This is a genomic window from Deinococcus sp. LM3 (genome assembly GCF_002017875.1).
GTDB lineage: Bacteria > Deinococcota > Deinococci > Deinococcales > Deinococcaceae > Deinococcus.
In genome coordinates, this window is sequence record NZ_MUFV01000003.1 from 63,634 (window position 1) to 88,999 (window position 25,366).

The following is a 25,366-nucleotide window of genomic DNA, read 5'->3' on the forward strand; positions in this document are numbered from 1 at the left end:
GAACTCAACCCGTCCCGGCGGTCACTGTTTTGTTGCGGCGTTCAGTTCGGGCTTCAGCCGAGCGAGATGGGGGCCTGCGGGCCGCAGCAGCCGCTGCCGGGCTCGCAAGCGTCGGTGCTGTCGGTGCTGTCGGTGCTGTCCGGGGCGGGCAGGCCGCAGAGTTCACCGGCCTTGCACTGCACGCCGGGGGTGCGCAGGTGCATGATCAGCCGTTCCGGTCGGCTTTCGAGGTGACTGACGTGGTACTGCAGGGCGGGCGCGCGGTCGTTGCCGTACTCGAAGCGCAGCTCGGCCCCGTCGCGCACGGGGATGTGCCGGACCACGCGGTCGTAGATGGCCAGGAACTTGCGGTTGGTCATGAATCCGGCCTGCGCCTCGGCCGCGGTGCCGTCCATCAGCTGGATGACGGTTTCCCGCCAGAGGTTGGCCTGTCCGCCGCAGTCCATCGCCTCGATGGTGACGGCCTTGACCTCGGTGACGTGGTACCCGGCGGGCACGAGCACCTCGCCGTTCAGCCAGAATTCCAGTGGGCGCTGGGGCTGGGCGCGCAGGTCGCCGATCAGGGCGGCGGTGGTCGTTCCGGTCAGGCCAGGGATCGACTGGTCGGTGGGCTGGGGCTGGGTGGTCTGGGTCATGGCGTTCTCCTGGGGGGTGGGGGCGGCTGGGGGTTCAGGCGGCGTCCTGGTGTGGCGCGGCGGCCAGCAGCGCGCCGATGGCGGTGCGGGCCAGGTGCAGTCCGTGGGCGCTGAGGGCGTAGTAGGTCCAGCGGCCGCGTTTCTGCGCGGTGACCAGTCCGGCCTCGACCAGCAGTTTCATGTGGTGGCTGGTGGTGGGCTGGCTGAGGCCCAGCATGGCCTGGACGTCGCAGGTGCACACGCCCTGCCCGGTCGAGCAGCAGGTGGCGTCGGCGGTCGCCAGGAAGTGCAGGGCCCGCAGGCGGTGCACGTCACCCAGCGCCCGGAACACGGCGGCCGTTCCATCGAAATCCATGGATGTATGGTCGCCGATTCATCGAAGAATGTCAATGCGTTCAGGGGAAGGGGGCAGTGTGTCCGGCCACCCCTCCCCCACCGCCGGGCCTACCCGCGCCCTGTGCGCAGCTGCGCCGCCTCCTTGACACCGTGGTACGCGTGCGCCTCCGCCCACCGGGCCGCCGCCTCGATGTTGTAGGGCACCCGCCGGAACGTGACGTTCCAGATCCCGTCCCCGCCCTCGAGCAGCACCCAGCGCGCCAGCGGAGAGCCGTCTTTCTGTCTGGAGACTGCTCCGGCGTTCACGACAGTCACGGGACCGATCTGGCGCACGTGCTCCAGGTGGGAGTGGCCCACGATGACCACGCGGGCATTCCCGACGTCCCCCAGGCGTTCCTGCACGAGGTCGTCACCGGCCCAGGCCCCCCCGTCGCGCAGCAGGTACGTCCAGGCGGAGTCCGGTTTGCCGTGCGCCGCCAGGATCTCGCCACCGGCCAGCGTGACCGAGGTGGGCAGGGCCGCGACCTCCGCTCCTGCGCCTGCGGGCAGCTGCTCATGCAGCCACGCCAGCATCCCGCGTTTCTCGGTGGTGTCCGTCAGCGGCTCACCCAGGCGCTCGTCGGTGTTGCCGCGCACCTCCAGCACCCCGAACTCCTCGCGCAGTGACCGCTGCAGCGCCCACGCGCCGGCCGGGTCCGCGCCGCCGAACAGGCCGTCACCCAGGTTGACCCAGGCGTCCGGCCGGTGGGTTTCGATATCCCTGGCCACCGCCTCCAGCGCGAAGCGGTTGCCGTGCACGTCCCCGAAGACCGCGACCCTCATGCGCGCGGCGCCACCCAGGCCTGAATGCGGGCTTCGATCTCGTCCCGCACGCGCCGGAACACCGCGAGGCGTTCCTCGTCGCTGCCGGTGGCGGCGGCCGGATCCTCGAAAGGCCAGTGCAGCCGGTACGTGGCGTTCGGGAAGATCGGGCAGTTCGCCTCCGCGCGGTCACACACCGTGATGACGTACGTGAAGTGCTCCGCGATCAGGGGTCTGACGCCCTTGGCCTGCAGGTGCCCGGTGGGCAGACCGGACTCCTGCAACACCTGCACGGTCAACGGGTTGACGCTGCCCGGCTCCAGCCCGGCCGACGTGACCGCGTAACGGCCGCCGCCGTGGTGTTCAAGCAGCACCTGGGCCAGCTGGGAACGGGCAGTGTTGCCGGTGCACAGGAACAGCACGCGGGGCAGGCGGGACGTGTCGGTCATACGGGGTCTCCTTCAGGCACGAATTTCTGGGCCTGCTGCGGTTGGGGTTCGACGGGCGTGGCGGGCGCGAGAAGGTGGTTGACGGCGACGGCGAGGGCCGCGCCGAGCAGCGGGGCGACCCAGTACAGCCAGTGGGCCGTCCAGATCCCGCTGGCCAGCGCCGGGCCGAAGGAGCGGGCGGGGTTCATGCTCGCCCCGGTGATCGGTCCGCCCATCGCGGCTTCCAGCGCGACCACGCCGCCCACCACCCAGGGCAGCCCGGAGCGCAGCGCGACCAGAAGCAGGAAGAAGGTCAGGATCAGTTCGAGGATGAACGCCTGGGGAAGGCTGCCGGCCGGGAGCGTCACGCCCAGGTTGCCTTTCAGGCCGAACAGGGCCAGCAGTGCGTATGCGGCCAGCGCCGCCCCGGTCAGCTGCGCCGCGACGTACGGCAGCACCCGCTCTCTCGGGAACTGCCGGGCGAGCGTCAGGGCGAAGGTCGCGGCCGGGTTGATGTGTGCGCCGCTGATCGGGGCCAGCGCCGCGATCACGGCCGTGACGGTCAGACCGAACACGGCCGCGACCCCGAGGTGGCCCAGGGCACCTGTCTGAGCCTGCACGACGGCGGCGCCGGGCCCGAAGAACACCAGGGCGAAGGTGCCCAGTCCTTCTGCCGTGACGGCGCGCACGAGGGGAACGCTCACGTCAGGCCACCGTGACGGCGGGGCTGTCCTCGTAGGTGGGCGGCGCGTCCCGGCCGTCTTTCAGGGCCTGCACGAACGCCTCGAACTGGACCCGCAGCTGATCGCGCACGGCCCGCCAGCGGTCCAGGCTGCCGCCCGACGGGTCCACGAAGGGGTAGTGGCGGCGGGTGGTCTGACCGGGGTACACGGGGCAGGCCTCGGCGGCGCTGTCGCACACGGTCACCACGTAATCGAAGTTCTGCGCGTCCGGCACGTCCCAGAGGGTCTTGCTGGTGTGGGTGCTCAGGTCCAGGCCCAGTTCGTTCATCACGGTGATCGCGTCGTCCTTGACGCGGGTGGCCTCGGTCCCGGCCGAGTGGACCTCCAGGTTCACGCCGAGGCGGCGGGCGGCGTCGCGGGTCAGGGCCTCGGCCATCTGCGAGCGGGCGGAGTTGTGGGTACACAGGATCAGGACACGGGTCACACGGTCACGTTAACATACCGATTTGGATTGATCTGTCAGGGCTGTGTGATCCGGCATCAGACTGACCAGCAGGTCGCCGCCCAGCCGGAACAGCGGCTCGCGGTTCAGGGCGTAGTAGGTGTTCTTCCCGCGCTGCTCGGACTCCACCAGTCCCGCCTCGCGCAGCACGCCGAGGTGATACGACACCTTCGACTGCGGCAGTTGCAGCAGGTCCTCGAGGTCGCACACGCAGCGCTCACCGGCCGCCAGGTGCCGTAACAACTCGAAGCGGGTGTCCTGGGCCAGGGCCTTGAGCTGATCAAGTACAGTCGGTGTGGCAGTGGAGATCACGCCGCCATCCTAGACCACCCGGCCGCGCTCCAGGGGAGCCCGCAGCCGAGCAGGATCCACCCACTCGCCCTCGGCGCCCGGCGCGAGCAGCAGTTTCACGCGCAGCTCGGGGTTCAGTTCGTACAGTCCGTGGGCGGCACGCTGCCAGAGCCGGCGGGCCGGGACGTAACTGCTGTTCACCTCGGCGCGCGCCAGCACATGATTGAAGTACGTGCGCTTGCGGCGGGCCTCGCGCCACACGTTGAACGGAAAGAACGCCAGGTTCAGTTGCAGGGTGTCCACGAAAAAACCCGTCTGCCGCTGACGCAACTCACGCGGCCCGAGATCCGGATGCACCAGCGGCGAGGTGTAGTGCGGCCACTGCGCCAGCATGACGCTCAGGAAGTAGAATTCCGCGCCGCCGGACGGCAGCCGCGTCAGGCGGTCACCGACCAGTACGTCCAGATGCGAGGGACGCACCCGTTCCCACAGCGGTCCCAGCTGCGTCCGGGCGTACTCCGGGTCCTGCATGGCCTGCTCCAGCGCCAGCATGTGCGGCGTGCGCCCGAACAGGTCCGTCTGGTTCAGGTCCGCGCCGCGCTCCAGCAGGGCATCCACCAGCGGCAGTTGCCCGTGCAGGGTGGCCAGTGCCAGCGGCGTCAGGTTCTCCTGCGTGCGGTGATCGACGCCGTAACGTTCCGTGTCGGCCAGCACCGCTTTCAGCTGACCCGTCTGGTAGGGCCGCCGGTACTTGTCCAGCACGGCCTGACGCTGCAACCGGCGGTCCTTGACGGCATTGCGCAGGTACGACTGGGCCGGCTTGATCTTCAGGTCCCGCAGCTCGCCCAGCAGTTCCGCGTCCAGGTTCAGCAGCGCGTAATCCGTGAGGTCACGCGCCTTTTTGGCGTCACCGGGATGCTGATGGACCTCCGCCTGCATCCGCGCCAGCACCGGCGGGGTCCAGACCTCCCACGGCACCGGTTTCCGCTGCAGGATCCGGCGGCGGATGTCGCTGGCCTGCTCCTTCTTGCCCTGCAATTCCAGCTTGCGGGCCTCGCGCTCCCAGTCGTCCCGGCTGGCGCGGCTGGCCCGTAACTGCTCGGCCTCGTCGCCCACCCCGACGCCCAGCAGGGACAGCAGCGGGTGGCCGGTATCCGACTCGATCAGGGTGACGCGGTTCACCGCGCGCGTGACCGCCACGTACAGGGCGTTCACGTAGAACTTGTAGATTTCCAGCGACTTGTCGGTCTTGTCCCGCGCGCGCGCGTAGTTCAACTCGTCCCGGTCCAGGTCGACCGGCGTGACGCCCTCCGTGATCTCCCGGAAGGTCTGCCGCGCGCCGCTGATGAAGTTGTGCAGGATGATGTTCGGGTACTCCAGCCCCTTGGCCTCATGCACACTGAAGATCAGGGGCGTCCCGAACGCCTTACGGGCCGCCGCCTTGTCTTCGTCGCGCAGCACCAGCACGGCGTACTCGGTACTCCCGCGAATCTGATCGTCGAGGTGCCGTTTCACGCGCGGGTCGTCCGGCAGGAACGTCACGCTGCCGGGCTCCTGCGCCACCGCCCGCACCAGGAAGTTGCTTTCCCGGTCGACGCTGCCGAACCGGGCGTGCTTGATCTTCAGCAGGTCGTTGGCGACCCGCGTCACCTGACCGGAATTCCGGAAGTTCGCCTGCAGCACGCTGATCTTCTGGCGTTCCGCCAGTTCCGGATCGCGGTACAGCAGCGTCTTGACCGCCGCCCAGGAGAAGAAGTTCGGGTGGACAATCTGGTTCGAGTCGCCGCACAGCAGAAACTGCCCCGGCGTCCGCAGGGTTCGCAGGATCAGCGCCAGTTGCGCCGCCGTCAGGTCCTGCACCTCGTCGACCACCACAAAATCGTAGGTCGGCGCCGCGTCCGGCAGGTACGCCGAGGCGAGCAGCGACGCGTCGAACAGCCCCGCGCCTTCCATCCAGGTCAGGTACTTGCTGAACAGGTCGTACACGGCGGGCCGCTGCTCGGCGGCGTAGATGCTCTGACGCACGCCCAGTTGCAGGTACGCCTCGCGGGACAGCGGGCCACCCGGAGCGCTGCTCAGCACCCCCCGGAACTCCTCGAACAGCTGGTGCGCGTCCGTGAACTTCAGGCCCGGCTGGCGCGCCGCCCAGTCCCGGACGTCCCCGAACGAGACTTCCCGCCCGGACGGGACGCGCATGGTCCGCAGGAAATCCGCGAACGACAGGAAATCCACCTCCTGCGCCTCGTTCTCGAAGCCGTGCGCGCCGTACAGTTCGCGCGCCCCCTGCGCCAGGTACGCCGAGAGCGTCACGTACAGCACCCGCCCCGGCACGTCCCGCAGTTTCTGCAGCGTCAGCGCCGTCTTCCCGCTTCCGGCCGACCCGACCAGAATCACCGGGGCGGGCGTGCGGTACACCACGTCCTGCGTGTCGTCGAACGAGATGACCTTATCCAGCAGGTGAAATTCACGGCGCGTCGGGTGCAGGTACCGCACGGGCGCCGCCTCCTGCGCCGCTCCGGCGACCGAGAAATCCGGCAGTTTCGCCTCGTCGATCACCGCGCCCCGCAGGAACCGGGACTTCTCGTAGGCATGCTGGTGAATGACTTCCAGCGCCAGACACACCGTTTCCTGCCCGCTGCGCACGAAGGTCAGCAGCAGGCGGTTGGTGTCGTCCAGTTTCGCGCGGTAGTACGGTCCCTGAGAGAGCTTCTTGACGTCCGGCGTCCGGAAGTCGTCCCGCTCGATGGCCTCCTGAACCTTCCCGAGCTGCCGGCGGACCCGGCTGACATCCAGATCACGGTAGAAAAGCAAACGCATGCCCGCAGGATACCGGCCTGCCGAAGCCGTTCAGTGCGGCGTCATGCGGCTTCCGTTTGTTTCGTTGACAGATCGGAACCCCACCGATCTGCCAACTCCACGTCCGGAACCCGCTTCGCTCCTACTCTGCGGGGCAGCTCTACGAGTCGCATCCGCTCGGATTGAAGGGTCTTTGCAGCCCATTCAATCGGAGTCCGTATCAGTCCACGCGCCCGGCCTGCGCGAGGGCGCGGTCGAGTTCGTGGCGGGTGGGCATGCTGGGCTGCGCGCCGTCCCGCGTGCACGCCAGCGAGGCCGCCAGAGCCGCGCGGCGCATGGCCCGTTCCAGCGATTGCCCCGCCCCCAGTCCCCCCGTCAGCACCCCCACGAAGGTATCCCCCGCTCCCGTCGTGTCCCGCACCGTGACCGGATGCGCCGCCACCTCGATCCGCTGATCGCCACTGACCGCCACACTCCCCGCCCCGCCCAGCGTCACGATCACCGTCCCCGGCCCCAGTGCCTGCGCCGCCCGCAGCTGTTCCATCCGCTCACCCGGTCCCACCAGCCCCGTCAATTCACCCTCGTTCACCACCAGCACGTTCACGTTCGCCAGCAGGTCCGCCGGAAGGGGTTCCTGCGGGGCGGGCGCGGCGTTGAGGACGACCGTCACCCCCCGTTCCCGCGCCGAGCGCGCGTACGCCTGCACGGTCGCCAGCGGCAGTTCCAGTTGCAGGATCAGGTGCGTGACGTCCGTGAAATCCGGCCCCCGCTGCGGGGTCAGGAGGGCGTTCGCGCCGGACGCCACGGCGATCACGTTCTCGCCGCTGTCAGCGACCGTGATGAACGCCGCACCGGTGGGGGCGTCCAGGGTCAGGGAGGTGTCCTGCACGCCGCTGGCACGCAGGGACTCCCGGAGCGGCGCGGCGTAGGGATCGTCACCGAGGGCGCCGAAGAAGCGGGTGGGATGGCCGCTGCGGCCGCAGGCGACCGCCTGATTGGCGCCCTTCCCGCCGGGGGCGGTGGTGAAGGCCGGGCCGAGGACCGTCTCGCCGGGGCGGGGCAGGTGGGAGACGCGGGTGATGAAGTCCAGGTTGGCACTGCCGGCAACGAGAATCACACAGACCTCCGGTTGGGGCCAGCTTCCGTGTGCAGTGGCCCCCGCCCAGCCTAGCAAGCTGAGCCGCGCGACAGACCTGCCGCTTCCGTTCCGTGCAGACTGGGTGGATGGTCCGACACTCCTCACGCTTTCTGTTCCTGCGTCCCCTGCTGCTGTGCGTGATCCTGTGGGCCGGGGCGGGTCTGGCCGGGGCGCAGCGCGTGGTGGCGCATCTGCCGGACCCGGCGGTCTCGCTGACCATGACCGGCGACCTTCACGCCCTGACCCGCGCGGGCGAGCTGTGGAATCTGGCGGGCACACCGGTCCGCCTCGCGGCCGGGCTGTCCACCGACGCGCCCCTGACCAGCTGCGCGGGGCAGGTGGCTGCCACGCTGCGTGGCGGGCAGCTGTGGTGGGGCCAGCGCCGGGCCGCCGGGAACCTGAGTGTCAGCGCCGGGACGCTCTGCACGCCGTCAGGCGAGTTGCTGGCGATCAGCCGCGCGGGCGAGGCCCTGCTGATCAGCCGCGCCGGAACCGTGTCGCGGCGCGTACCGGTCGCGGGCCTGCCGGACGCCCGCCCTCACCTGGCGGACCTGAACGGCGACGGTCGGCCCTGGGTGGTACTGCTGACCCGTCCGACCACCCGCTACGCGCACGGGGTGCTGGGTGACGCCGTGGAAGCGGCCGGACTCGTCGCGCTGGATCCCGTCTCGCTGGCCGTGCGGGCCACCCTGACCCTGCCCGCCCCGCTGGTGTTCGAGGACTGGGAGGCGCGCCCACTGCGCGTGGCGGGGCGGGACGTGCTGGCGGTGGTGCGCGCCTCCCCGCAGGGAGGCGGGGCGCTGACAGTCGTCGGCCTTCAGGGCGGGACGCTGCGGGTACTGGCGGCCGGGCCGGATTTCGGACGCGGTGGCCGCTGGCTGGCCCCCCTGACGGACGGCGCCGACCTGTACGCCGTGCATACCCCCCACCTGGGCGGCGCGCTGCACCGCTACGCGCTGACCGGCACGCGCCTGACGGCCACGCCCGTGGCCGGGGCGCCCCTGGTCAGCAACCACCGGCTGGGCGAGCGTCTGGTCACCGGGGGCGTCTGGCAGGGAGGCGTGTGGCTCGGCACGCAGGAGCAGACGCGCACCCTCGGGCCGGACGGGCTGACGCTCCCGGCCGCTCCGTCCTCGGCAGTCCTGGCCTCGGCGCGGGGCGCCTTCCTGGGCACGCAGGACGGGCGGGTCTGGCAGCTGCCCGACCGGCAGGCGCCGTAACGTCACCTGCCATCCCACGGCGGCGGCGTTTCTGCCACGCTGTCCGTGGGGCCCTTTCCTGCCGTGACTGCCGCCGCGCCGCCCGGCCCGGCCAGTCCCGGCCTCTTCCTGCGCGCCCCACCGGAGTCCGTTCATGACCGAGTCCCGCCCGCCTGCCGTCGAACTACGCATCTACCCGGACTTCAGTGAGGTCCGCACCCTCGTCCAGAGTGAGGCCGACCGGCTGGAACTGACGTTCCCGGCGACCACCTGGGCGTCGGTGGATACCGAGTCCATCACCCTGATCGGCCTGCCGTACGCCAGCAAGACCGTGGTGGCCCGCGAGAGCTGGCTGACCGCCTTCGAGGGGCGGCGCGTCGGGCTGCGCACCCCGCACGGCACCGAGGAGGTCACGCTGATCCGCGCCGACGATCTGGTCGTGCAGAACGCGAACGGCGCGTACTTTCACGCGTCGCAGCAGGACCTGCTCCTGCCCGAGGCGCCGCCACCGCAGGGGCAGCGGGGCGTGGTGAGCCTGAGTTTCGCCCTGCGCGGGCCGGGCGAGGGCGTCCTGACCTACCTGACCCGGTCCCTGACCTGGTCCGCGCAGTACCAGCTGGACATCGACGGACAGGGGGGCGGCGTCCTGCGCGCCGACGCGACCCTGCACAACCGCGGGGACCTGCCGCTGGAACCGGAAGTCCTGACGCTCGTGGCCGGAGAGGTGCGCCGCCACCGGTCCACGCGCGGATTCAGGTCCCTGGGTGACGGAGTCATGCACTTCGCCCAGCACGCCTCACCCACCTGGGAGGATCCGGAGGACGCCCCGGAGATCGCGGGTCTGTACCGGTATCAACTGCTGAACCCGCCCCGGCTGGCCGGCGGGTCGGACGTCACGGTGCCGTTCGAGGATGTGCCGCTGCGCCGCACCCGCCTGACGAACGTCGCGTCGCTCGGCATGTCGTTCGCCAGCGAGCAGCGGGGCGTCTTCCAGCGGCGCTACAGCCTGGTGCCGGAACGGCCGCTGCTGGAGGCCAGGGTCACGGTCCGGGACCAGGGGTACCTGGTCGGGCAGCGGCGGGTCGGGGAAACGGCGGCCGGACAGGAGGTGGAATTCACGCTGGGCCAGGACCCGAACGTGACCTACCACCGGACCGTGACGCTCCTGAGCAGCGCGCTCACGCAGGACGTGGACCGCCACGGCAAAGCGGTCACGCGCACCGTACAGGAGTACCGGGTGACGTACCGGCTGCGCAACGCCGGCCGGCGACCGGTCGAGTTCGAGGTGACCGAGCGGACGGGTTACCTGACCCTCCTCAACGTGAGCGGACCAGCCGGGGATCAGTTCGAGCGTCAGACGGATACCGTGGCGTTCCGCGGCGCGCTCCCCCCGACCGGCGACACGACCGTCGAGTTCGAGGTGACGGTCAGGGAGGACTGACCGACGGGACTGCCAGCCGGGGCGGCAGGCTGCCGACTGCTCTACCCTGAACGCATGACCCGTTCCCCTGCCGACCCCCTGTCCGACTTTCCCCTGCCGGCGTTCACGGACGACCTGACGCGCCTGATGGCGCAGCGCGGAGTGACGTCCGTGGCCGCCCGTCCGGACCTCCCGGCCGGTCAGACGGCCCTGCTGGGCCTGACCGAACAGGACGTGTTCACGACCCAGGACCTCGCCTTCGCGTTCATGGGTGGGGCGGACCACCGCGCGGCCGCCGAGGCGTACCGGGTGGACGCCTCCGCCTTCCAGGCGACCGCCGGCCGGCGCGACCAGGAGGACGCCGCGCAGTTCGCCCGCGCGACCGGCGACCTGTTCGACCGCTACGGGGTGATGGCGCTGGAATTCCCGGCCGGGGCGTTCCTGGGCTTCCGCAGCACCCCGCAGGGCATGCGTTTCATGGTGGACGGCGTGGGGTTGACACTGCGCGGCTCGCCCCGCCCGGCCTGACCACGCGGTCCGGCGCCTGCCAGGGCGGCACCTGCGGCCTCCGGCGCCGCCCGTGGCCTCTATGCTGGGCCGGATGCCTGACGCCCCGCTGCGCACCGACCTGATCCGCCACTTCCGACTGGGGAAGCATTCCCTGCACGGCCCCGCGCACTGGGCGCGGGTGCAGGCGCACGCGGAGCGGCTGGCACTGGCGTCCGGCGGGGACGTGACGGTGGCGCGTTATTTTGCCTGGTTCCATGACGCCGAGCGCCTCGACGAGTCCTACGACCTCGGTCACGGAGCGCGCGCGGCGGCCCTCGTCCGGGCGTGGCGCGGCCGCCTGCCCCTCTCGGACGCGCAGGTGGACCTGCTGGCGCGCACCTGCGAACGCCACGAGCTGGGTGAGGTCAGCCGAGACCCCACCATCGGCGCGTGCTGGGACGCCGACCGCCTGGAACTGACGCGCGTGGGCATGCAGCCCGACGCACGGTACATGAGCACCGCCGCCGGAAAGGCAGAAACGCTCACCGTGACCATCTGAACCCGCGTGACCCGCGCCCCGGCTGGCCCGACCCGGCTGGCGCGGTTCAGCTGTCGCGGTTCAACCAGGGAATGACCAGCCCGTCGTCCGCCGGGTCCGGCCGGTCCGGGGCGGGGGCCTTCCGGGCGGCGGGAGGTTGCAGCGGCGTGGCCCCCGGCACGGCGGGCGGTGTGGCGGGCGCGGGGGACCGGTCCGTCAGCGAGCGGTCCCCACCGGGACGCAGGCTGCGCAGGTAACGGTCCTCGGCCCCCAGGCGGGCACGGCTGTCTTCCAGGCGTCCGGTCACGAGTTCGGTCGCCAGTGCGTCCACGGCTTCCTGCAGCGCCCGTACGGCCCGCTCGATCTCGTTCTCGACGGCCCGCAGGGACGGTTCCTGCGCGGCCAGCAGATTCAGGGCACTCAGGCGGCCGCGCTGCTCTTCCAGATCCCGGGCCTCCTTCAGGATGCGGGCGTGCGTCTCGAGCAGCTGGCCGTGCCGGACGCGCAGGCGCGTGGCCGTCACATCCAGTGGCGCGGCGGGGCGCAGGTCCTGGGCGATCAGGTCGAGGCGGCGACGCAGGTCCTGAAGCATGCGTGCCGTCACCGCGCCCGGTTGCGCCGGACTGGCCGGAGTGTCTGGCGTGGCGCGGATCGTCGGTGGCGCGGGCTCGGCTGGTCCCAGCAGCGCCTGCCACGCCCGCTGGAAGCGTGTCAGGACGGAATCCTGCGTCGCTTCTGCGGTCGGGGAGGGTGCGGCGGGCGGTGGGCTGCCGGGCGGGGTGGCGGCCCCCGTCGGCCGCGTGACGGAAGTGGGAGGCGGGGGCGGTGCGGCTGGCTGTGCAGCGGGCGGAGGTGCAGGGTTCGTTCCCGCAGCGACCGGGGGCACTGCCCCTGCGGCCGGGCCGGGTCGCGACTGGTCGGGGGATACGGCGGGCGGTGATACCGGGACGGGCGGGGGGCGCAGGGACGCGGCAGGAACACCGAGCAGGGTGGCCGCGCCCTCCGGGCCGCCGCGGGTTTCCTCGCCCTGCACGCGCATCCGCCAGCGGCGGTCGTGCAGGTACAGCTCGCACAGCAGCAGGGTGCGCTCCCGGTCGGCGGGACCGCTGGCGGCCGGAACAGTCAGGTCAGCTGCGGCCGGGGACGCGTTCAGGCTGGCGAGGGTCAGCGTGCCGGTCCAGCCGGCTCGGCCACGCCACGAGCAGCCGACCACCAGGCGGGTCACGTCGGCCACCGGGGCGTGGCCGAGCCGGATCTCGGCGGTGCCAGGGCCGGTGCGGGCCAGTTGGGTAGGAGCCGGCCGGGAGCCGGAAGGGCCAGCGGCCATGATCCACAGGTGCGTGCCACTGGGCGCGCGTCCCAGGTGCAGGTTCAGGGATTCCAGTCCGGTGGGTCCGAACTGTCGGCGGATATCCAGGCGTTCCCCTGAGATGAGTTGATGCATCGGTGGCCCTCCCTCTTGCGGACTCCATGATGCCAGGGAGACCCACAGGAGGGTGAGGCATCTGGGACACCATCCCGAATCACACATCTGTCTAGACAAAAGGCGCAGAAAATCCGACTCCCCAACTTTGGCCTGAGAGGTTCCAGAAAGGGCCTCTGGACCGTTCTCCGGAGTGGGAGTCGAGAAAAGACACCGTGGGGCCTTGTAGACCCCTTAGGGAGCCCGGAAAGGATATCGACCTCGCAGTGTCTTCACCATAAGGGCCCGAAGGGTGCGTCCGGGGGCATTCTGATCGGATGGACAGGCCAGGTGGATGACTTCGCCGTTCATCTGCGGACTGCGGACGCTGATGATGATCTTTTTCTTTGAGAAAAGATTTTAAAAGATATTTGATGATCATCATCAAGGGCGGGCGGCCAGGAGCGACAAACACGGCGTTTTTGGGTTTTTTCGCCTGAGTTGTCCGGTAGTTTGGAGTGCAAATCGCCTGAGTTGTCCGGTACTTTCTGCCCGAATCGCCTGAGTTGTCCGGTAGTTCGGGGTGCAAATCGCCTGAGTTGTCCGGTAGTTGGAACGGTCAAATCGCCTGAGTTGTCCGGTACTTTCTGCCCGAATCGCCTGAGTTGTCCGGTAGTCGAGATAGCCGAATCGCCTGAGTTGTCCGGTAGTCTCCTCTTCAAATCGCCTGAGTTGTCCGGTACTTTCTGCCCCAATCGCCTGAGATGTCCGGTAGTCTGCCGCGACATTCTGCAAGGGGTGATATTCCTCGTCCGGGACGTCGCCAAACGCTTCTGGAGCCGATTCAATCGCCTGAGTTGTCCGGTAGTGCTTGTCCCGAATCGCCTGAGTTGTCCGGTATAGCGTCCAGGACAGCTGTGGGCGTATGATGAAGGGTATTACCCACAGGAGGACCGAGGGTTGACGCGAAAAAAGCGCCCGGAGAAACCAGCCCCCACTCCCCTGCCCGATGTCAGCCGGATCGAGGAAGCGAACGTCAGTCGCCTGGGCCTGATCAGCATTCAGGAACGGGTGCCGGACTCCTTCTCCTCCTGGACGGTGGATTTCAAGGTGGACGGACGTCCCGCCCGGCTCACCTGCGACGCCATGCCCAAGTACGGCGGCGTCCCGCACGGGCTGGACGGCGACATCGCCACCGCCCTGATCGACCTGTACGTCGAGACCGGCTGCCCCGCCGACGGCCTGCTGAACACCAGCGCCTACCAGATTCTCAAACGCGCCGGCCTGGACGACTCGGGCCGCTACTACCAGAACCTGCGCCAGACGCTGTTCCGGCTGCGAACCGCCACCTACACCGCCTCGGAAGCGTGGCGGGACCACCGGCGCGGGAACTGGACGACCGTCACCTTCAACTACCTCGAGGGTCTGGAATTCACCAGCGGAGACGAGGACCTGGGCCTGAGCCGCAGCAGCACCCTCAAGATCCGGCTGGCCGAACCCATCGTGCGGTCCATCCGCTCGCAGTACACCAAGCCCCTCGACCTGGAATTCCTGACCAGCCTCGACCGGCCCCTGACCCGCGCGCTGTACCGCCTGCTGGACGCCCGCCGGTACCCGCCGGAGGACCCCACCGTGCCACTGCCGAGCTTCACGGTGAACCTGATGGACTGGGCCGAGGCCTGCAAGATCGTCGATCAGCGCAGCAACAAGATCCGCGCGACCCTGCAGGGAGCCCACGAGGAACTGATGGAACGGCGGTACCTGAGCGGCGTGGAGTACGAGGGCCGGGGCCGCACCCAGAAACTCACGTACCGGTTCGCAGGAACGGGTGAAGCCCAGCCGGACCAGCCGGCAGCCGCGCTGGCCCTCACCGAGGAACTGCGGCGCCACCGGGTGTCGCTGGCGGTCGCGCAGCGCCTGATCGAGGAGTTCGGGGAGGCGCACGTGCAGGCGCGTCTGGAGAAGTTCCAGCGGCTGGTCAGCGCCGGGTACCGCGTGCGCAGCCGCTCGGCGCTGCTGGTAGACGTCATCCGCGATCAGGAAGGCAAGTACCCCGACGGTCCGTACCCGGGCGGCGCGGTCACCACCCCGGCCGCGAACGCCCCTGTGGGCGACGCGAAAGGCGCCGGGCGCGCCTCGTACATGCCCACCCTGGCCGAGGCCGTGGACGGACCGCAGCCCTTGGAGGCGCAGGTGGATTCGGCCCTGAAGACCCTGCAGTTCCTGCTGCGCGAACGCCTGAGCGTCAGCGAGTACGCCCTGCTGCGCATGGGCCTGATCGTGGGCCGTCCCGACCCGCTCGAGGCGACCCGCGCCGCCTCGAAAGCCAAGGTGGACGGCACCCTGGACGCCTACACGGCCGACCTGCTGCTCCTGCTGGGCGAACTGCGCGCCCAGGTTTGACGGCAGCATTCAGACGTAGAGCGATCATCTGCCAACCGCTGTGATCTCCGCCGTCAGAAGCGGTCGATGACGGTCACGCCGACGCCCGTGAAGGTGTCCATGCCCGCCAGTGCCTGCGCGGCCCCGGCGAGGTCGATGCGCGCCCCGATCAGCGCCGCCGGGTTCAGCTGACCCCGCTCGATCAGGCCCAGCATCTGCGGGTAGGTGTGGGCGGCCATGCCGTGGCTGCCGAGCAGTTCCAGTTCCCGCGCGATCACGCGGTCCATCGGGACGGCGGGCCGGGACTGACCGGCCAGCAGCAGGCCCACCTGCACGTGCCGGCCGCGCGTCCGCAGGCACAGCACCGAGTTGACCAGCGTCTGCGGGTGCCCCAGGGCGTCCAGGGAAAGGTGCGCGCCGCCGCCGGTCAGGTCCGCCACTGCGACCGGCACGTCCGGGGTGCGCGTGGCGTTCAGGGTGTGTTCGGCGCCGAGGCGGGCAGCCAGGGCCAGTTTCGAATCGTCGATGTCGATGGCGATCACGCGTGCGCCCAGGCTGAGCGCGATCTGCACGGCGGACAGACCCACGCCGCCGCAGCCGTGCACGGCCACCCATTCCCCGCCGCGCACGCGGCCCTGTTGCGACACGGCGCGGAAGGCCGTGGAGTACCGGCATCCGAGGCTGGCGGCCGTGACGAAATCCAGGCGGTCCGGCAGGCGCACGAGGTTCTGGTCGGCGTACCCCAGAGCCACCAGCGGCGCGAACGATCCCCAGTGCGTGAAGCCCGGCTGGAACTGCGCGTGGCATACCTGCTGATCCCCGGCGCGGCAGGGGCCGCAGCGGCCGCAGCCGGCCACGAACGGCACCGTGACCCTCTCCCCCACCCGGAAGGCCGTAACGTTCCGCCCCACCGCGACGACCGTGCCGGCCAGTTCGTGGCCCGGGACGTGCGGCAGGCGGATGTCCGGATCGTGGCCCATCCAGCCGTGCCAGTCGCTGCGGCACACGCCGCTCGCGCCGACCTGGACGACCACCCCGTCGGGCGTGGGTTCCGGGTCGGGAACCGTCTGGATGGTGGGAAGCACTCCGAATTCTTCGTACATCAGGGCGCGCATGCCGCCCACCGTAGCAGGCCGCTGAGGCGCCCGAGCGGGCCGGTCAATCGCCTGTGTTGTCCGGTAGTGCCCGGTCGGACGGCCGCCCGAGCTGCTGACTGACCTGCTGCCCGATCTGCCACGCCACGCTGCTGGGCGACAGGCCGCCGGGGTGCATCACGTACGGCACGCCGCGCGCGCGGGCCACGTCCCGCAGGGTGTTGTGGGCGTGCGCCATCCAGCGGATCGCCAGGATCACGACGGCGGTGTCCGGCGTCACGTGCGCCTGCGCGTGCGTGCCGTGCGCGTACTCGGCGCTGCCGATCCAGTCCAGGTCGCTCAGCTCGAAGGCGGCGCACAGGGCGGCGCGGTGCGGTGCGCTGGGAACCCCGCCCAGCAGCACCACCCGCCGTCCGCGCAGGTGCTCCCGGACGCTCAGGACGTGCGCGGGCCAGTCCGGTCCGTCCGGGGGAGCGGTCGCGGCGCCGGAACTGGAGACAGAGGCTGGTCTGGCCGCCGGGAGGTCTGCCACCCCTTCCTCCAGGTCTGCCGTCTTCGGCGCCGGTGGCGCGGCCAGGGCCTGCGCCTGCGCGCGGGCGTCCGGCAGGAGCCGCAGCAGCGCCCCGTGAAAGGCGTTCAGGGCGGCCGGGTCCATCGGCAGGGCGCGCAGCGGCCCGAACTCACCCAGGTAGCCTTCCAGGAACGCCTGATCCGGCAGGCGCAGGCCCGCGCGGCGCACGCTGGCGAGCAGGTTCCCGCCGGCCAGCGCGATCAGGCGACGGACCTCGGGCCCCCAGGTGTCCCAGAAGGGCGTGCCGCGCAGCGCCAGCAACTCCAGCGGCAGGGCGGCGCGTCCCAGGTGCCCGTGCAGCGGCACGGACGTGAACCGTTCCGGCTGCGTGCGTTCCCAGCCCCACAGCGGGTCCACGCCCGACACCTGCGCGGCCAGCTGCACCATCGGCGGGAGGCGCAGGCCCGGCGCGCGCGCGGTACTCGTCAGGCCCTGCAGGCTCAGCAGCAGCAGCCGGGCGCGCAGGTCCGGGTCCCGGTCGGGCGTCACGCCGCGCGACAGGTCATCGTCCAGGTCGTTCAGGGCGTCCCACAGGGCGTTCAGGTGCTCCTGAGCGCCGGGCGTGACCGGCCGCAGGCGACCGAAACGCAGGGCGCGCAGCGTGCGCCGCGCCGCGAGCACCTGACCGCTCAGGTCGCCGCTCGCCTGCCGACGTTCCCGCTGCGCGAGCAGCAGGTCCGGGCGGCCCAGTTCCGCGTGCAGCGCGGCGTGCAGTTCCAGCAGGTGCGCGGTGGCGGGCGTGGGTTCCTGCGCGTGCAGGGCGCGCAGCAGCACCAGCGCCCGGTCGAGTGCTGGGATCAGCGGCAGGTCCTCGAGCCGGTCGCGGCCGCACACGAACAGCATCAGCAGCGCGGCGTTACGTTCACCTTCACGTTCACCCAGCGCCAGCTGTTGCAGTGCCTGCCCCGTCCCGTGGCGACTGGGGACCAGGGTGGCGGGCGGAGTCAGCGCCGCGCGCAGCGGCGTCAGCGGGTCGCGCAGCGGCGCCGGGCGGCGCACGCCCGCCCAGGTCAGGCGGGCCTCGCCGCGCTCGCCGACCGTCACGCCGGCGGCGAGCGCGGCGTCCAGCGTCAGGGTGATCATGGCGGCGTCCTCGTCGGCCAGCAGCGGCACGCCCTCCAGCCACGCGTACCCGGCCGGGCCGGCGATGGCGGCGATCCGGTCGGCCCAGCGCGCCTCGTCCGGGCATACCAGCGTCAGCGTCTGCGCCAGGTCGCTCAGGCGTTCGAGCAGCGTCCGGTCCGGCGCGGCCGCGTACCCTTCCAGGCCCGTCACGAGCGCCTGCCCCAGCGCCACGGCCCGGATCAGGTCGGCCTGCGCGTCCACGCTGAGCGACTCGTCCTGCTCGGCACGGTCCATCATGGCGTCCAGCCGCGCCGTGAGGGTGCCCAGCGCGCCGCGCAGCAGCGCCGGGTGCGCGCACAGTCCGCCCGGCGGGTCCGGCGCGAACGTCTCCGGTGCCTGCACGCGCAGCGTGGATGCCGGGCCGGGCAGGGACCGTCCGTCGGGAGTGCGTAACCGGACCATACCCCTCCAGTGTCGCCGATCCCCCAGGCGAACGCATCCACGGACGCCCGGGTGTGGTCGCCGCGCCGGGCGGCGCGTCCCTGTTCAGGGCAGGGTGTTGCCGGCGGCCAGCAGGATGGCGTACCAGTCCTCGCGGGTCAGGTGCACGTCGGCGGCCCGCACGCAGTCGCCCAGTCGTTCCAGGTTGGTGGTGCCGGTCACGGGCTGCATGTGGGCCGGGTGGCGCAGCAGCCACGCCATGGCGACCGTCGTGGTATTCACGCCGTACCGCTCGGCGATTCCGGCGAGGGTCGCGTTCAGTTCCGGGAATTTCGGGTGGTCCAGGAACACGCCCTCGAAGAATCCGAACTGGAACGGCGACCAGGGCTGCACGGTGATGTCGTGCAGGCGGCAGTAGTCGAGGACGCCCCCGTCGCGGTTCACGGCCGCGTCGTTTTCCATGTTCACGTTGAATCCGGCGGTGATCATGGTGGCGTTCGTGATGCTCAGCTGCAACTGGTTGGCGACGAGCGGCTGCCGGACGCTCTTTTTCAGCAGTTCGATCTGTCGGGGGTTCTGGTTGGACACCCCGAAGTGCCGGACCTTGCCCTCGCGTTCCAGCTGGTCGAAGGCGGCGGCGACCTCGTCGGGTTCCACCAGCGCGTCCGGGCGGTGCAGCAGCAGCACGTCCAGGTACTCGGTGCGCAGGCGGCCCAGGATGGCGTCCACGGACGCCAGGATGTGCTCGCGGCTGAAGTCGAACATGCCGGGCCGGATGCCGCACTTGCTCTGCAGGATCAGGCGTTCGCGCACGCTGGAACTCATGCCCACGGCGTCCGCGAAGACGGACTCGCACTCGCCGCCGCCGTAGATGTCGGCGTGGTCGAAGAAGTTGGCGCCCAGGTCCAGGGCGCCCTGGACGAAGCGCTGCGCCTGGGCGGCGTCCAGCGAGTTCAGACGCATGCAGCCCACCGCGACCACGGGAACCTGAAGGGTGCTGTTACCAAGGGGAATCGAACGCATGAAGACCTCCGGCGGAAAAAGGGTGAAGGGGACAGGCAGGAACTCGTCCGGGGCCGTCACGGCCCCCACGGACGCTGATCTTACTGCGCGGCGGGTTCCGGCACGCCCCGCTCGCGCCCGCCCCGCCTAGTGCGCTACGGTACGGACACCCAGAACCGTTGCCCGCCCCTGCCCGGCCCCCCACGGCCCTTTCCCGGAGGTTCCATGACGCACCCTTCCCTGCCCGCCGCTCCCGGTGACGTGCCTGAGGCGCACGAACGCCTGTTCACCATCGAGGCCACCCCCGTGAAGTTCGGCCCCGGCGCGGCGCTGGACGCCGGCTGGGAACTGAAACGGCTGGGGGCGCGGCACGTGTTCGTGGTCGTGGACCCGGCTGTGCTGGCGCTGGGCGTGGCGGGACCGTCCCTGGCGTCCCTGGACGCCGCCGGGTTGCAGGTGACGCTGTTCAGTGACGTGGAGACCGAGCCGTCCATCGCGGCGGTCGAGCGGGCCGTGCAGGCCGCCCGGGCGGCCGGGGCCGACAGTTTCGCCGCCATCGGGGGCGGCAGCGCCATCGATACCGCCAAGGTCGCCAACCTGCTGTGCACGCACGGCGGTCAGATCATGGACTACGTGAACCCCCCGGTCGGCGCGGGCCGGCGGCCACCGTCACCGCTGCGGCCGTTCCTGGCGGTGCCGACCACGGCCGGCAGCGGGTCCGAGGCGACGACCGTCGCGATCCTGGATCTGCCGGAACGGCACATCAAGACCGGCATCAGCCACCGCCTGCTGCGGCCGTCGCAGGCGCTCGTGGACCCGGAACTGAGCCGCAGCGCGCCACCCGCCGTGATCGCCGCCGCCGGACTGGACGTCGTGTGTCACGCGGCCGAGAGTTTCCTGAGCCGCCCGTACACCAGCCGCCCGCGCCCCGCCACACCCGACGAGCGGCCTCCCTACCAGGGCAGCAACCCGGTGGCGGACCTCTGGTCGGCGCAGGCGCTGCGGTACGGCGGGGAGTTCCTGCGCCGCGCCGTGCAGGGCGACACCGAGGCGCGCGGGTTCATGATGCTGAGCGCCACCATGGCCGGTGTGGGCTTCGGGTCGGCCGGTGTACACATCCCGCACGCCTGCGCGTACCCCATCGCGGGGTTGCGGCACACCTACCGCGATCCCGGTTACCCCGGCGAGAAGCCCTTCGTGCCGCACGGGTTCTCCGTGATCGTCACCTCGGCCGCCGCGTTCCGCTTCACCTTCGACGCCGCGCCGCAGCGGCACGTGCAGGCCGCCAGTCTCCTGACCGGCCGCACCTACGCCCCGGACGACCGGGAGGCGCTCCCGCAGGCGCTGCTGGACCTGATGCGGGACGTGGGGGCGCCCAGCGGCGTGGCGGCGCTGGGGTACGGCGAGGCTGACATCCCGGCCCTGACCGACGGCGCGCTGCAACAGCAGCGTCTGCTGGCGGTCGCGCCGCGCGCGCCCAGCCGCGAGGATTTGGGTCGGATCTTCCGGGAGTCGCTGCACAACTGGTGACCGGCGCCACCTACCCGCCCCGCATTGAACCGCCGCGCCCCGCGCCGCGTATGGTAGGTATGACCACGGTCATGGCCCGACTCCCCCTCCTCTCCCTGCGTTCCACCTCCCCTGCGGAGGAGGAGTCGTTGTCTGCGCCGCCGTCCGACGCGGCGCTGGCGGCGCGGCTGGTCCGGCGGGACGAGGTGGCCCTGGCCGAGGCGTACGACACCCACGCGGGCGCGGTGTTCGGACTGCTGTCGCGGCTGCTGGATCACGCGACCGCGCAGGAGGTTCTGCAGGACGTGTTCCTGCGGCTCTGGGAGCGGCCGGCGGCCTTCGATCCGGCGCGGGCCGGACTGCGCGCCTACCTGCTGGTCATGGCTCGCTCGCGGGCGCTGGACCGGCTGCGGGCGGCCCGGACGACCGTGCCGCTGCACAGCGAGGACGGCGTGGACCTGCCCCTCCCGGACGGGCGGCCCGGCCCGGCGCAGCTCAGCGAGGACGGCGCGCGCCGCGACCGCCTGCGCGCGGCCCTGGCGGGCCTGTCGGACACGCACCGGGAGACGGTGGAGCGCGCCTACCTGCGCGGGCAGTCCCGCGAGGAGATCGCGCAGGCGATGGGCGTGCCGGTCGGAACCGTCAAGAGCCGCCTGAGTTACGCCCTGAAACACCTGAAAATTCACCTGGGACAGGAGGGCGGCGCATGGCTGGACTGACCGACTGCACACCCCTGGCCGCGCGCCTCGAAACGCACGTCGAGCAGGGCGTTCCGCTCACCGCCGACGAGCAGGCACACCTGCGCGGCTGCGAGTCCTGCCGCGCGGACCTGCAGCTGCTGCGTGACCTGCAACTCGCGCTGCTGGAAGACGTCCCCGCCGCTGCGCCCCCACCGGAACTGCGCGGAGCGGTGCTGGCAGCGGCCCGCGCCGCCCCGGCTCGGCCTGCCGGAACCGCCCCGCGTCGCCGCTGGTGGCCGGCCGCGCTGAGTGCCGCCGCGATGCTCACGGGCGCGCTGACCTTCACGGCCTTCCTGAACCAGTCGGGCGGCGTGGCGAGCGTCCTGCCGGACCCGGCAGTGGTCGTCAGTACCGGCGCGGAGATGCTGGTCGCCAGCAACGACCGCAGCGGCACGCTGACCGTGCTGCGCGGCGACCGCGTGCGGGCCAGCCTGACCGTCGGCGGCCGCCAGACGCCGTGGTTCACCGAGGGCGTGCGCCTGGGCGACCGGGTCTTCCTGGCCGACGCCGCGAACGACCGCGTGCTGGAGGTCCGCGCCTGGCCGTTACAGGTGCTGCGCCAGTACCGGGTTCCGGACGGCGTGGCCGGCCTGAGTGCCGTCAGCGGACTGGACGGCGCGCGCGTGTACTTCAAGGGCGTGCGCGGCGAGGTGGGCGTGCTGGGCGGCCCGCAGGTCACGCTGGCCGAGGAGACCGGGCAGCCCCTGGCGGACGTGATGGACGGCGTCCTGCTGTTCGGCGGGCAGCTGTTCGTCACGCATCACCTGTCCGGCGAGGTGTGCGCGCTCGACCCGGACACCCTGGCCGTGCAGCGCCGCCTGCTGCTGGGCGGCATGCCGGTCGCCCTGGCCCCCTACGAGGGCGACCTGCTGGTCCTGGACGTGACGGGCCGCCTGCTGCGCGTCAGCACGGCCGGCGAGATCCTGCAACGCTGGGAGGTGCTGGGCCACCCGGACAAGTTCAGCGTGAGCGGCGGGACGGCCCTCCTGAGCGACCGCGCCGGGACCGTCACGCGCGTGCCGCTGGGGGGCGGGGCCGTCACGCAGATGACCCTGGACCACCCGATGGACGTCCTGGCCCTGCCCGGCGGCGCCTTCGCCGTGGCCGAGGGCAGCCGGGGCCTGCGCGTCCTGGACTCCGACCTGCATACCACCGTGCATCTCGGGCAGCAGGGTCAGCTTCTTCCGGCGCGTCCCTGACGGACTCCGGCCGGCTGGCGTCCCCCATCCTCCGGGCCGTTCACAAAGCCGCGTCACGCCCATTGAACCTCCGGAGCCTGCCGTCCGTATCAGCAGTGGAGGTCCAACATGAACCGTATTGTTACCCTGCTCAGCGCCGCCCTGTTCGCCACCCTGACCGCTCCTGCCGCCGCCGCTACCGCCAAGGCGACCCCGGAAGCGACCCGGTACCAGCCGTACACCAAGGCCGCCTTCGACGCCGCCCGGGGAACGCAGCGCGTGCTGTTCTTCGCGGCCTCGTGGTGCCCGAACTGCCGCGCCGCCGACGCGGACATCGTCAAGAACATCGCGCGTGTGCCGGCCGGCGTGACCATCTTCAAGACCGACTACGACAAGGAAGGCGCCCTGAAGAAGCAGTACGGCATCACGTACCAGCACACCTTCGTCCTGGTCGATAAGGACGGCAAGGCCCTGAAGAAGTGGGCCGGCGGCAAACTCGACCAGATTCTCACGAACACCCGGAAGTAAGGCGTGCTGCTGCTGCTCGTGGCCTTCCTGGGGGGCGTCCTGACGGTCCTGTCGCCCTGCGTCCTGCCGGTCCTGCCGGTCCTGCTGTCCGGTACGGTCGGCGGGCGCGGGCGGCCGCTGGGGATCATCGCCGGATTCATCGGGTCGTTCGTGCTGCTCACGCTGTTCCTGGCGAGCGTGGTCAGTGCCCTGAACCTCAGCCCCGACCTGATCCGCTGGGTGGCCACCTTTCTGCTGCTGGGCTTCGGTCTGACCCTGGCCGTCCCGGCGCTGCAGCACCGCTTCGAGCTGGCCATGAGCCGCTCGCTGCCGCAGCGCCGTCCCGGCGACCGTGACGGGTTCCTGGGGGGCGTGCTGGTCGGCGTGACCCTGGGGGTCGTCTGGACGCCCTGCGTCGGCCCGATCCTGGCGAGCGTGACCACCCTGGCCCTGAGCGGTCAGGTGACGGGCTTCGCCTTCGCCGCGACCCTGGCCTACGCGCTGGGCGTGGCCGTACCCATGCTGGGCGTCATGCTGGGTGGCCGCCGGCTGCTGCACCGCCCGGCGCTGCTGGGCCGCCTGGGGCAGCTGCAACAGGTATTCGGCGCGGTGCTCGTGGTGTTCGCCGTGGGCATGGTGTTCGGCGTGGACCGTCAGGTGCAGACCCTGCTGGTCGAGCGTCTGCCAGCCCTGCAGCAACTGACCTTCCTCGAAGAATCGGACGCCGTGCAGCAGCAGCTGCAGCGCCAGCAGCTTCCCTGAGCCCGATCGACCGTTCCAGTACCGGAAGGGTTCTGAATATCAATATTCAGGCCGCCCGCTCAACCTGATCACCCTGCCTATCGCTTCCCCTGCCAGGGCTGAATATCGATCAAGAGTTTCCACAGGCGAGGGAATAGCGACCAGCACGAAGGCCCAGGAGGCAGGGGCTTGAAATTCCCCGGTCTCATGGGCCTTTATGCGAAGTGACTATGCCTCGCACACCCAGCCTACCGCAAAGCATCATCACCGCTCAGCTGAACCGAGTCACCAGCCTCAGCGGTCTCGTTCCCTACAGCACCTTGCGCAAAAGCGCCATCTCCCAGGAGATGGCGCGGAACTCCTTCGAATCGACAGAAGACCTCCAGCGCCGCGCCAGGAACGCGCCGGACGGCGCGTTCCTGGCCATTGATTTCGTCATGGTGCCCCACGCTGGACGGACGATGGAAGGCGTCAACTACCACTACAGTGGTCAGGCCCAGACCCGTCTCGGTCATCAGTTCACCTCCGCTGCTCTGGTCAGGTTCGGTGAAGATCCAGTTCCACTCCTGGAGCGATTCAAAGTGTCACAGGCCCTGCATACAGAGCGCTATCCGTACCGTACAGCGACTCAGGAAATGATCCACGTCGTCCAGGATTGCCTCACGGCCGGCATCCCCATGGCGGGTCTTCTGTTGGATGGAGAGTTCGGGAGGGATGCAGCCATGACCTTCAGTCGCCAGCATCAGATTCCGGTCCTGATCCGTGCCAAAGCCAATATGACGGTGCAGTTCGAGGGTGAGTCCCTCACCCTCAATGCGCTGAGCAAACAATTCCCTCCGGACCGCTGCCACCTGTACGCGGAGTTCGGATGGCGTGTCCGCCGCTTGCCGGTCGCCCGTGAGGTCGGTGGGTTCGATGTCCTGATCGTGTGGCGCAAAGTGCACGGTGAGTGGACGCGCTTTTTCCTGTTCAGCACGTTTGGTGGTGACGTCACGGTTCGCTCGCTGCTGCGGGCCTGGAAGGCCCGCTGGGGAATCGAGGTGATTCACCGGTTCTTCAAGCAGAACCTGGGGCTGGGACGTTGTCATTGCCGGACGATCCAGGCGCAGGAGAACTGGGTGTGGTGCGTGGTGGAGGCCTTTCACGCGGTGTTACGGGTGCGTCGGGAAGTACCAGGAGTGACGTGGAGGGCCGCACAACAGCAGGCGGCTCTGAATGCAGAAAAGTACGTCCTGACCGGCCTTGAGCAGGATGGACCCCTGCCTGAGGCCGCGTGACACGTCATCGGCAGTGAAATGGAAACTCTTGATCGATATTCAGACGACACCAGGATCTGCACGGACCGAGGACACCCCGCCGCAACGCCTGTCCGGACATTCCTGTGAATATCGATATTCAGAGTCCCGCCCTCTTCCCTGCCCCGCCTCCCGACGCCCTCATTCATCCGGAGGTTCCACCATGCGTTGACTGCACCCACT

General features: G+C 70.5%; 24 protein-coding genes. 11 read left to right on the plus strand and 13 right to left on the minus strand.

Annotated elements, in window-relative coordinates:
* Positions 1-53: 53 nt before the first annotated feature.
* From BXU09_RS16260 to BXU09_RS16300, 9 genes are all read right to left on the minus strand, one after another.
* Positions 54-635, minus strand: coding sequence for a DUF6428 family protein (locus BXU09_RS16260; RefSeq protein WP_078305398.1), 582 nt, complete (start codon positions 633-635; stop codon positions 54-56).
* A 34-nt stretch (positions 636-669) separates the two neighbouring features.
* Entirely contained in the window at positions 670-990 is a 321-nt protein-coding gene (locus BXU09_RS16265; protein WP_078305399.1) for a metalloregulator ArsR/SmtB family transcription factor, read from the minus strand.
* 89 nt (positions 991-1,079) lie between these two features.
* Positions 1,080-1,793 carry a metallophosphoesterase family protein gene (locus tag BXU09_RS16270; protein WP_078305400.1) on the minus strand — a complete coding sequence of 238 codons (714 nt, stop codon included), beginning with the start codon at positions 1,791-1,793 and terminating at the stop codon, positions 1,080-1,082.
* Positions 1,790-2,221, minus strand: a complete 432-nt coding sequence (locus tag BXU09_RS16275) for an arsenate reductase ArsC (RefSeq protein ID WP_078305401.1) — start codon at positions 2,219-2,221, stop codon at positions 1,790-1,792. Before BXU09_RS16275 ends, BXU09_RS16270 begins: the two co-directional genes overlap by 4 nt.
* Entirely contained in the window at positions 2,218-2,904 is a 687-nt protein-coding gene (locus tag BXU09_RS16280) for an aquaporin (RefSeq protein ID WP_078305402.1), read from the minus strand. The genes BXU09_RS16275 and BXU09_RS16280 overlap by 4 nt, the downstream gene beginning before the upstream one ends.
* A 1-nt stretch (position 2,905) precedes the next feature.
* Positions 2,906-3,367, minus strand: coding sequence for an arsenate reductase ArsC (locus BXU09_RS16285; RefSeq protein WP_078305403.1), 462 nt, complete (start codon positions 3,365-3,367; stop codon positions 2,906-2,908).
* A 9-nt stretch (positions 3,368-3,376) separates the two neighbouring features.
* Positions 3,377-3,697: a metalloregulator ArsR/SmtB family transcription factor gene (locus BXU09_RS16290; protein ID WP_055364057.1), complete on the minus strand. Its 321-nt coding sequence runs from the start codon at positions 3,695-3,697 to the stop codon at positions 3,377-3,379.
* A gap of 9 nt (positions 3,698-3,706) precedes the next feature.
* On the minus strand, positions 3,707-6,493 hold the full coding sequence (locus BXU09_RS16295) for an AAA family ATPase (protein ID WP_078305404.1): 2,787 nt from the start codon (positions 6,491-6,493) through the stop codon (positions 3,707-3,709).
* A gap of 199 nt (positions 6,494-6,692) precedes the next feature.
* Positions 6,693-7,589 carry a ribokinase gene (locus tag BXU09_RS16300; protein ID WP_078305405.1) on the minus strand — a complete coding sequence of 299 codons (897 nt, stop codon included), beginning with the start codon at positions 7,587-7,589 and terminating at the stop codon, positions 6,693-6,695.
* Positions 7,590-7,696: 107 nt separating this feature from the next.
* On the opposite strand from BXU09_RS16300, the gene BXU09_RS16305 reads away from it, so the two are divergent.
* The 4 genes from BXU09_RS16305 to BXU09_RS16320 all read left to right on the plus strand — a co-directional run bounded on the left by BXU09_RS16305 (position 7,697) and on the right by BXU09_RS16320 (position 11,277).
* The gene (locus BXU09_RS16305) at positions 7,697-8,830 is read left to right on the plus strand and encodes a hypothetical protein (RefSeq protein ID WP_078305406.1); all 1,134 of its coding nucleotides are present in this window, start codon (positions 7,697-7,699) and stop codon (positions 8,828-8,830) included.
* Positions 8,831-8,963: 133 nt separating this feature from the next.
* Complete coding sequence (locus tag BXU09_RS16310; protein WP_078305407.1) at positions 8,964-10,250, plus strand: hypothetical protein; 1,287 nt, start codon at positions 8,964-8,966, stop codon at positions 10,248-10,250.
* Positions 10,251-10,304: 54 nt separating this feature from the next.
* Positions 10,305-10,757 carry a hypothetical protein gene (locus tag BXU09_RS16315; protein ID WP_078305408.1) on the plus strand — a complete coding sequence of 151 codons (453 nt, stop codon included), beginning with the start codon at positions 10,305-10,307 and terminating at the stop codon, positions 10,755-10,757.
* 73 nt (positions 10,758-10,830) lie between these two features.
* On the plus strand, positions 10,831-11,277 hold the full coding sequence (locus BXU09_RS16320) for a hypothetical protein (RefSeq protein WP_144012300.1): 447 nt from the start codon (positions 10,831-10,833) through the stop codon (positions 11,275-11,277).
* Between the two features lie 46 nt (positions 11,278-11,323).
* On the opposite strand, the gene BXU09_RS20405 is transcribed toward BXU09_RS16320, so the two are convergent.
* Entirely contained in the window at positions 11,324-12,700 is a 1,377-nt protein-coding gene (locus BXU09_RS20405) for a hypothetical protein (RefSeq protein WP_144012301.1), read from the minus strand.
* Between the two features lie 918 nt (positions 12,701-13,618).
* Between BXU09_RS20405 and BXU09_RS16335 the strand changes: the two genes are divergently transcribed.
* Positions 13,619-15,061 carry a replication initiator protein A gene (locus tag BXU09_RS16335; protein WP_168174645.1) on the plus strand — a complete coding sequence of 481 codons (1,443 nt, stop codon included), beginning with the start codon at positions 13,619-13,621 and terminating at the stop codon, positions 15,059-15,061.
* Positions 15,062-15,114: 53 nt separating this feature from the next.
* Here the strand turns inward: BXU09_RS16335 and BXU09_RS16340 are convergent, their stop codons facing one another.
* The 3 genes from BXU09_RS16340 to BXU09_RS16350 all read right to left on the minus strand — a co-directional run bounded on the left by BXU09_RS16340 (position 15,115) and on the right by BXU09_RS16350 (position 19,234).
* Positions 15,115-16,155, minus strand: a complete 1,041-nt coding sequence (locus BXU09_RS16340) for a zinc-dependent alcohol dehydrogenase family protein (RefSeq protein WP_078305564.1) — start codon at positions 16,153-16,155, stop codon at positions 15,115-15,117.
* A 43-nt stretch (positions 16,156-16,198) separates the two neighbouring features.
* Positions 16,199-18,232: a hypothetical protein gene (locus BXU09_RS16345; RefSeq protein ID WP_144012302.1), complete on the minus strand. Its 2,034-nt coding sequence runs from the start codon at positions 18,230-18,232 to the stop codon at positions 16,199-16,201.
* 84 nt (positions 18,233-18,316) lie between these two features.
* Complete coding sequence (locus BXU09_RS16350) at positions 18,317-19,234, minus strand: aldo/keto reductase (protein ID WP_078305565.1); 918 nt, start codon at positions 19,232-19,234, stop codon at positions 18,317-18,319.
* A gap of 204 nt (positions 19,235-19,438) precedes the next feature.
* Here BXU09_RS16350 and BXU09_RS16355 point away from each other — a divergent pair, with 204 nt between their 5' ends.
* The 6 genes from BXU09_RS16355 to BXU09_RS16380 all read left to right on the plus strand — a co-directional run bounded on the left by BXU09_RS16355 (position 19,439) and on the right by BXU09_RS16380 (position 25,165).
* Entirely contained in the window at positions 19,439-20,743 is a 1,305-nt protein-coding gene (locus BXU09_RS16355; protein ID WP_078305413.1) for a hydroxyacid-oxoacid transhydrogenase, read from the plus strand.
* Between the two features lie 71 nt (positions 20,744-20,814).
* Positions 20,815-21,441 (plus strand): sigma-70 family RNA polymerase sigma factor, encoded by a 627-nt coding sequence (locus BXU09_RS16360; RefSeq protein ID WP_168174646.1) that lies wholly within the window; start codon positions 20,815-20,817, stop codon positions 21,439-21,441.
* Positions 21,429-22,661: a hypothetical protein gene (locus BXU09_RS16365; protein ID WP_078305415.1), complete on the plus strand. Its 1,233-nt coding sequence runs from the start codon at positions 21,429-21,431 to the stop codon at positions 22,659-22,661. Before BXU09_RS16360 ends, BXU09_RS16365 begins: the two co-directional genes overlap by 13 nt.
* 108 nt (positions 22,662-22,769) lie before the next feature.
* Positions 22,770-23,168 (plus strand): thioredoxin family protein, encoded by a 399-nt coding sequence (locus tag BXU09_RS16370; RefSeq protein WP_078305416.1) that lies wholly within the window; start codon positions 22,770-22,772, stop codon positions 23,166-23,168.
* A 3-nt stretch (positions 23,169-23,171) separates the two neighbouring features.
* Complete coding sequence (locus tag BXU09_RS16375) at positions 23,172-23,909, plus strand: cytochrome c biogenesis CcdA family protein (protein ID WP_078305417.1); 738 nt, start codon at positions 23,172-23,174, stop codon at positions 23,907-23,909.
* Between the two features lie 209 nt (positions 23,910-24,118).
* Complete coding sequence (locus BXU09_RS16380) at positions 24,119-25,165, plus strand: transposase (RefSeq protein ID WP_144012034.1); 1,047 nt, start codon at positions 24,119-24,121, stop codon at positions 25,163-25,165.
* Positions 25,166-25,366 lie beyond the last annotated feature (201 nt).

Bases quoted from the DNA above. Each gene is read 5' to 3' on its own strand.
- BXU09_RS16370 (WP_078305416.1), top strand. From the start codon at position 22,770: ATGAACCGTATTGTTACCCTGCTCAGCGCCGCCCTGTTCGCCACCCTG.
- BXU09_RS16260 (WP_078305398.1), bottom strand. From the start codon at position 635: ATGACCCAGACCACCCAGCCCCAGCCCACCGACCAGTCGATCCCTGGC.
- BXU09_RS16360 (WP_168174646.1), top strand. From the start codon at position 20,815: ATGGCCCGACTCCCCCTCCTCTCCCTGCGTTCCACCTCCCCTGCGGAG.
- BXU09_RS16275 (WP_078305401.1), bottom strand. From the start codon at position 2,221: ATGACCGACACGTCCCGCCTGCCCCGCGTGCTGTTCCTGTGCACCGGC.
- BXU09_RS16310 (WP_078305407.1), top strand. From the start codon at position 8,964: ATGACCGAGTCCCGCCCGCCTGCCGTCGAACTACGCATCTACCCGGAC.
- BXU09_RS16345 (WP_144012302.1), bottom strand. From the start codon at position 18,232: ATGGTCCGGTTACGCACTCCCGACGGACGGTCCCTGCCCGGCCCGGCA.
- BXU09_RS16270 (WP_078305400.1), bottom strand. From the start codon at position 1,793: ATGAGGGTCGCGGTCTTCGGGGACGTGCACGGCAACCGCTTCGCGCTG.
- BXU09_RS16315 (WP_078305408.1), top strand. From the start codon at position 10,305: ATGACCCGTTCCCCTGCCGACCCCCTGTCCGACTTTCCCCTGCCGGCG.
- BXU09_RS16305 (WP_078305406.1), top strand. From the start codon at position 7,697: ATGGTCCGACACTCCTCACGCTTTCTGTTCCTGCGTCCCCTGCTGCTG.
- BXU09_RS16295 (WP_078305404.1), bottom strand. From the start codon at position 6,493: ATGCGTTTGCTTTTCTACCGTGATCTGGATGTCAGCCGGGTCCGCCGG.
- BXU09_RS16380 (WP_144012034.1), top strand. From the start codon at position 24,119: ATGCCTCGCACACCCAGCCTACCGCAAAGCATCATCACCGCTCAGCTG.
- BXU09_RS16265 (WP_078305399.1), bottom strand. From the start codon at position 990: ATGGATTTCGATGGAACGGCCGCCGTGTTCCGGGCGCTGGGTGACGTG.
- BXU09_RS16320 (WP_144012300.1), top strand. From the start codon at position 10,831: ATGCCTGACGCCCCGCTGCGCACCGACCTGATCCGCCACTTCCGACTG.
- BXU09_RS16355 (WP_078305413.1), top strand. From the start codon at position 19,439: ATGACGCACCCTTCCCTGCCCGCCGCTCCCGGTGACGTGCCTGAGGCG.
- BXU09_RS16350 (WP_078305565.1), bottom strand. From the start codon at position 19,234: ATGCGTTCGATTCCCCTTGGTAACAGCACCCTTCAGGTTCCCGTGGTC.
- BXU09_RS16365 (WP_078305415.1), top strand. From the start codon at position 21,429: ATGGCTGGACTGACCGACTGCACACCCCTGGCCGCGCGCCTCGAAACG.
- BXU09_RS16340 (WP_078305564.1), bottom strand. From the start codon at position 16,155: ATGCGCGCCCTGATGTACGAAGAATTCGGAGTGCTTCCCACCATCCAG.
- BXU09_RS20405 (WP_144012301.1), bottom strand. From the start codon at position 12,700: ATGCATCAACTCATCTCAGGGGAACGCCTGGATATCCGCCGACAGTTC.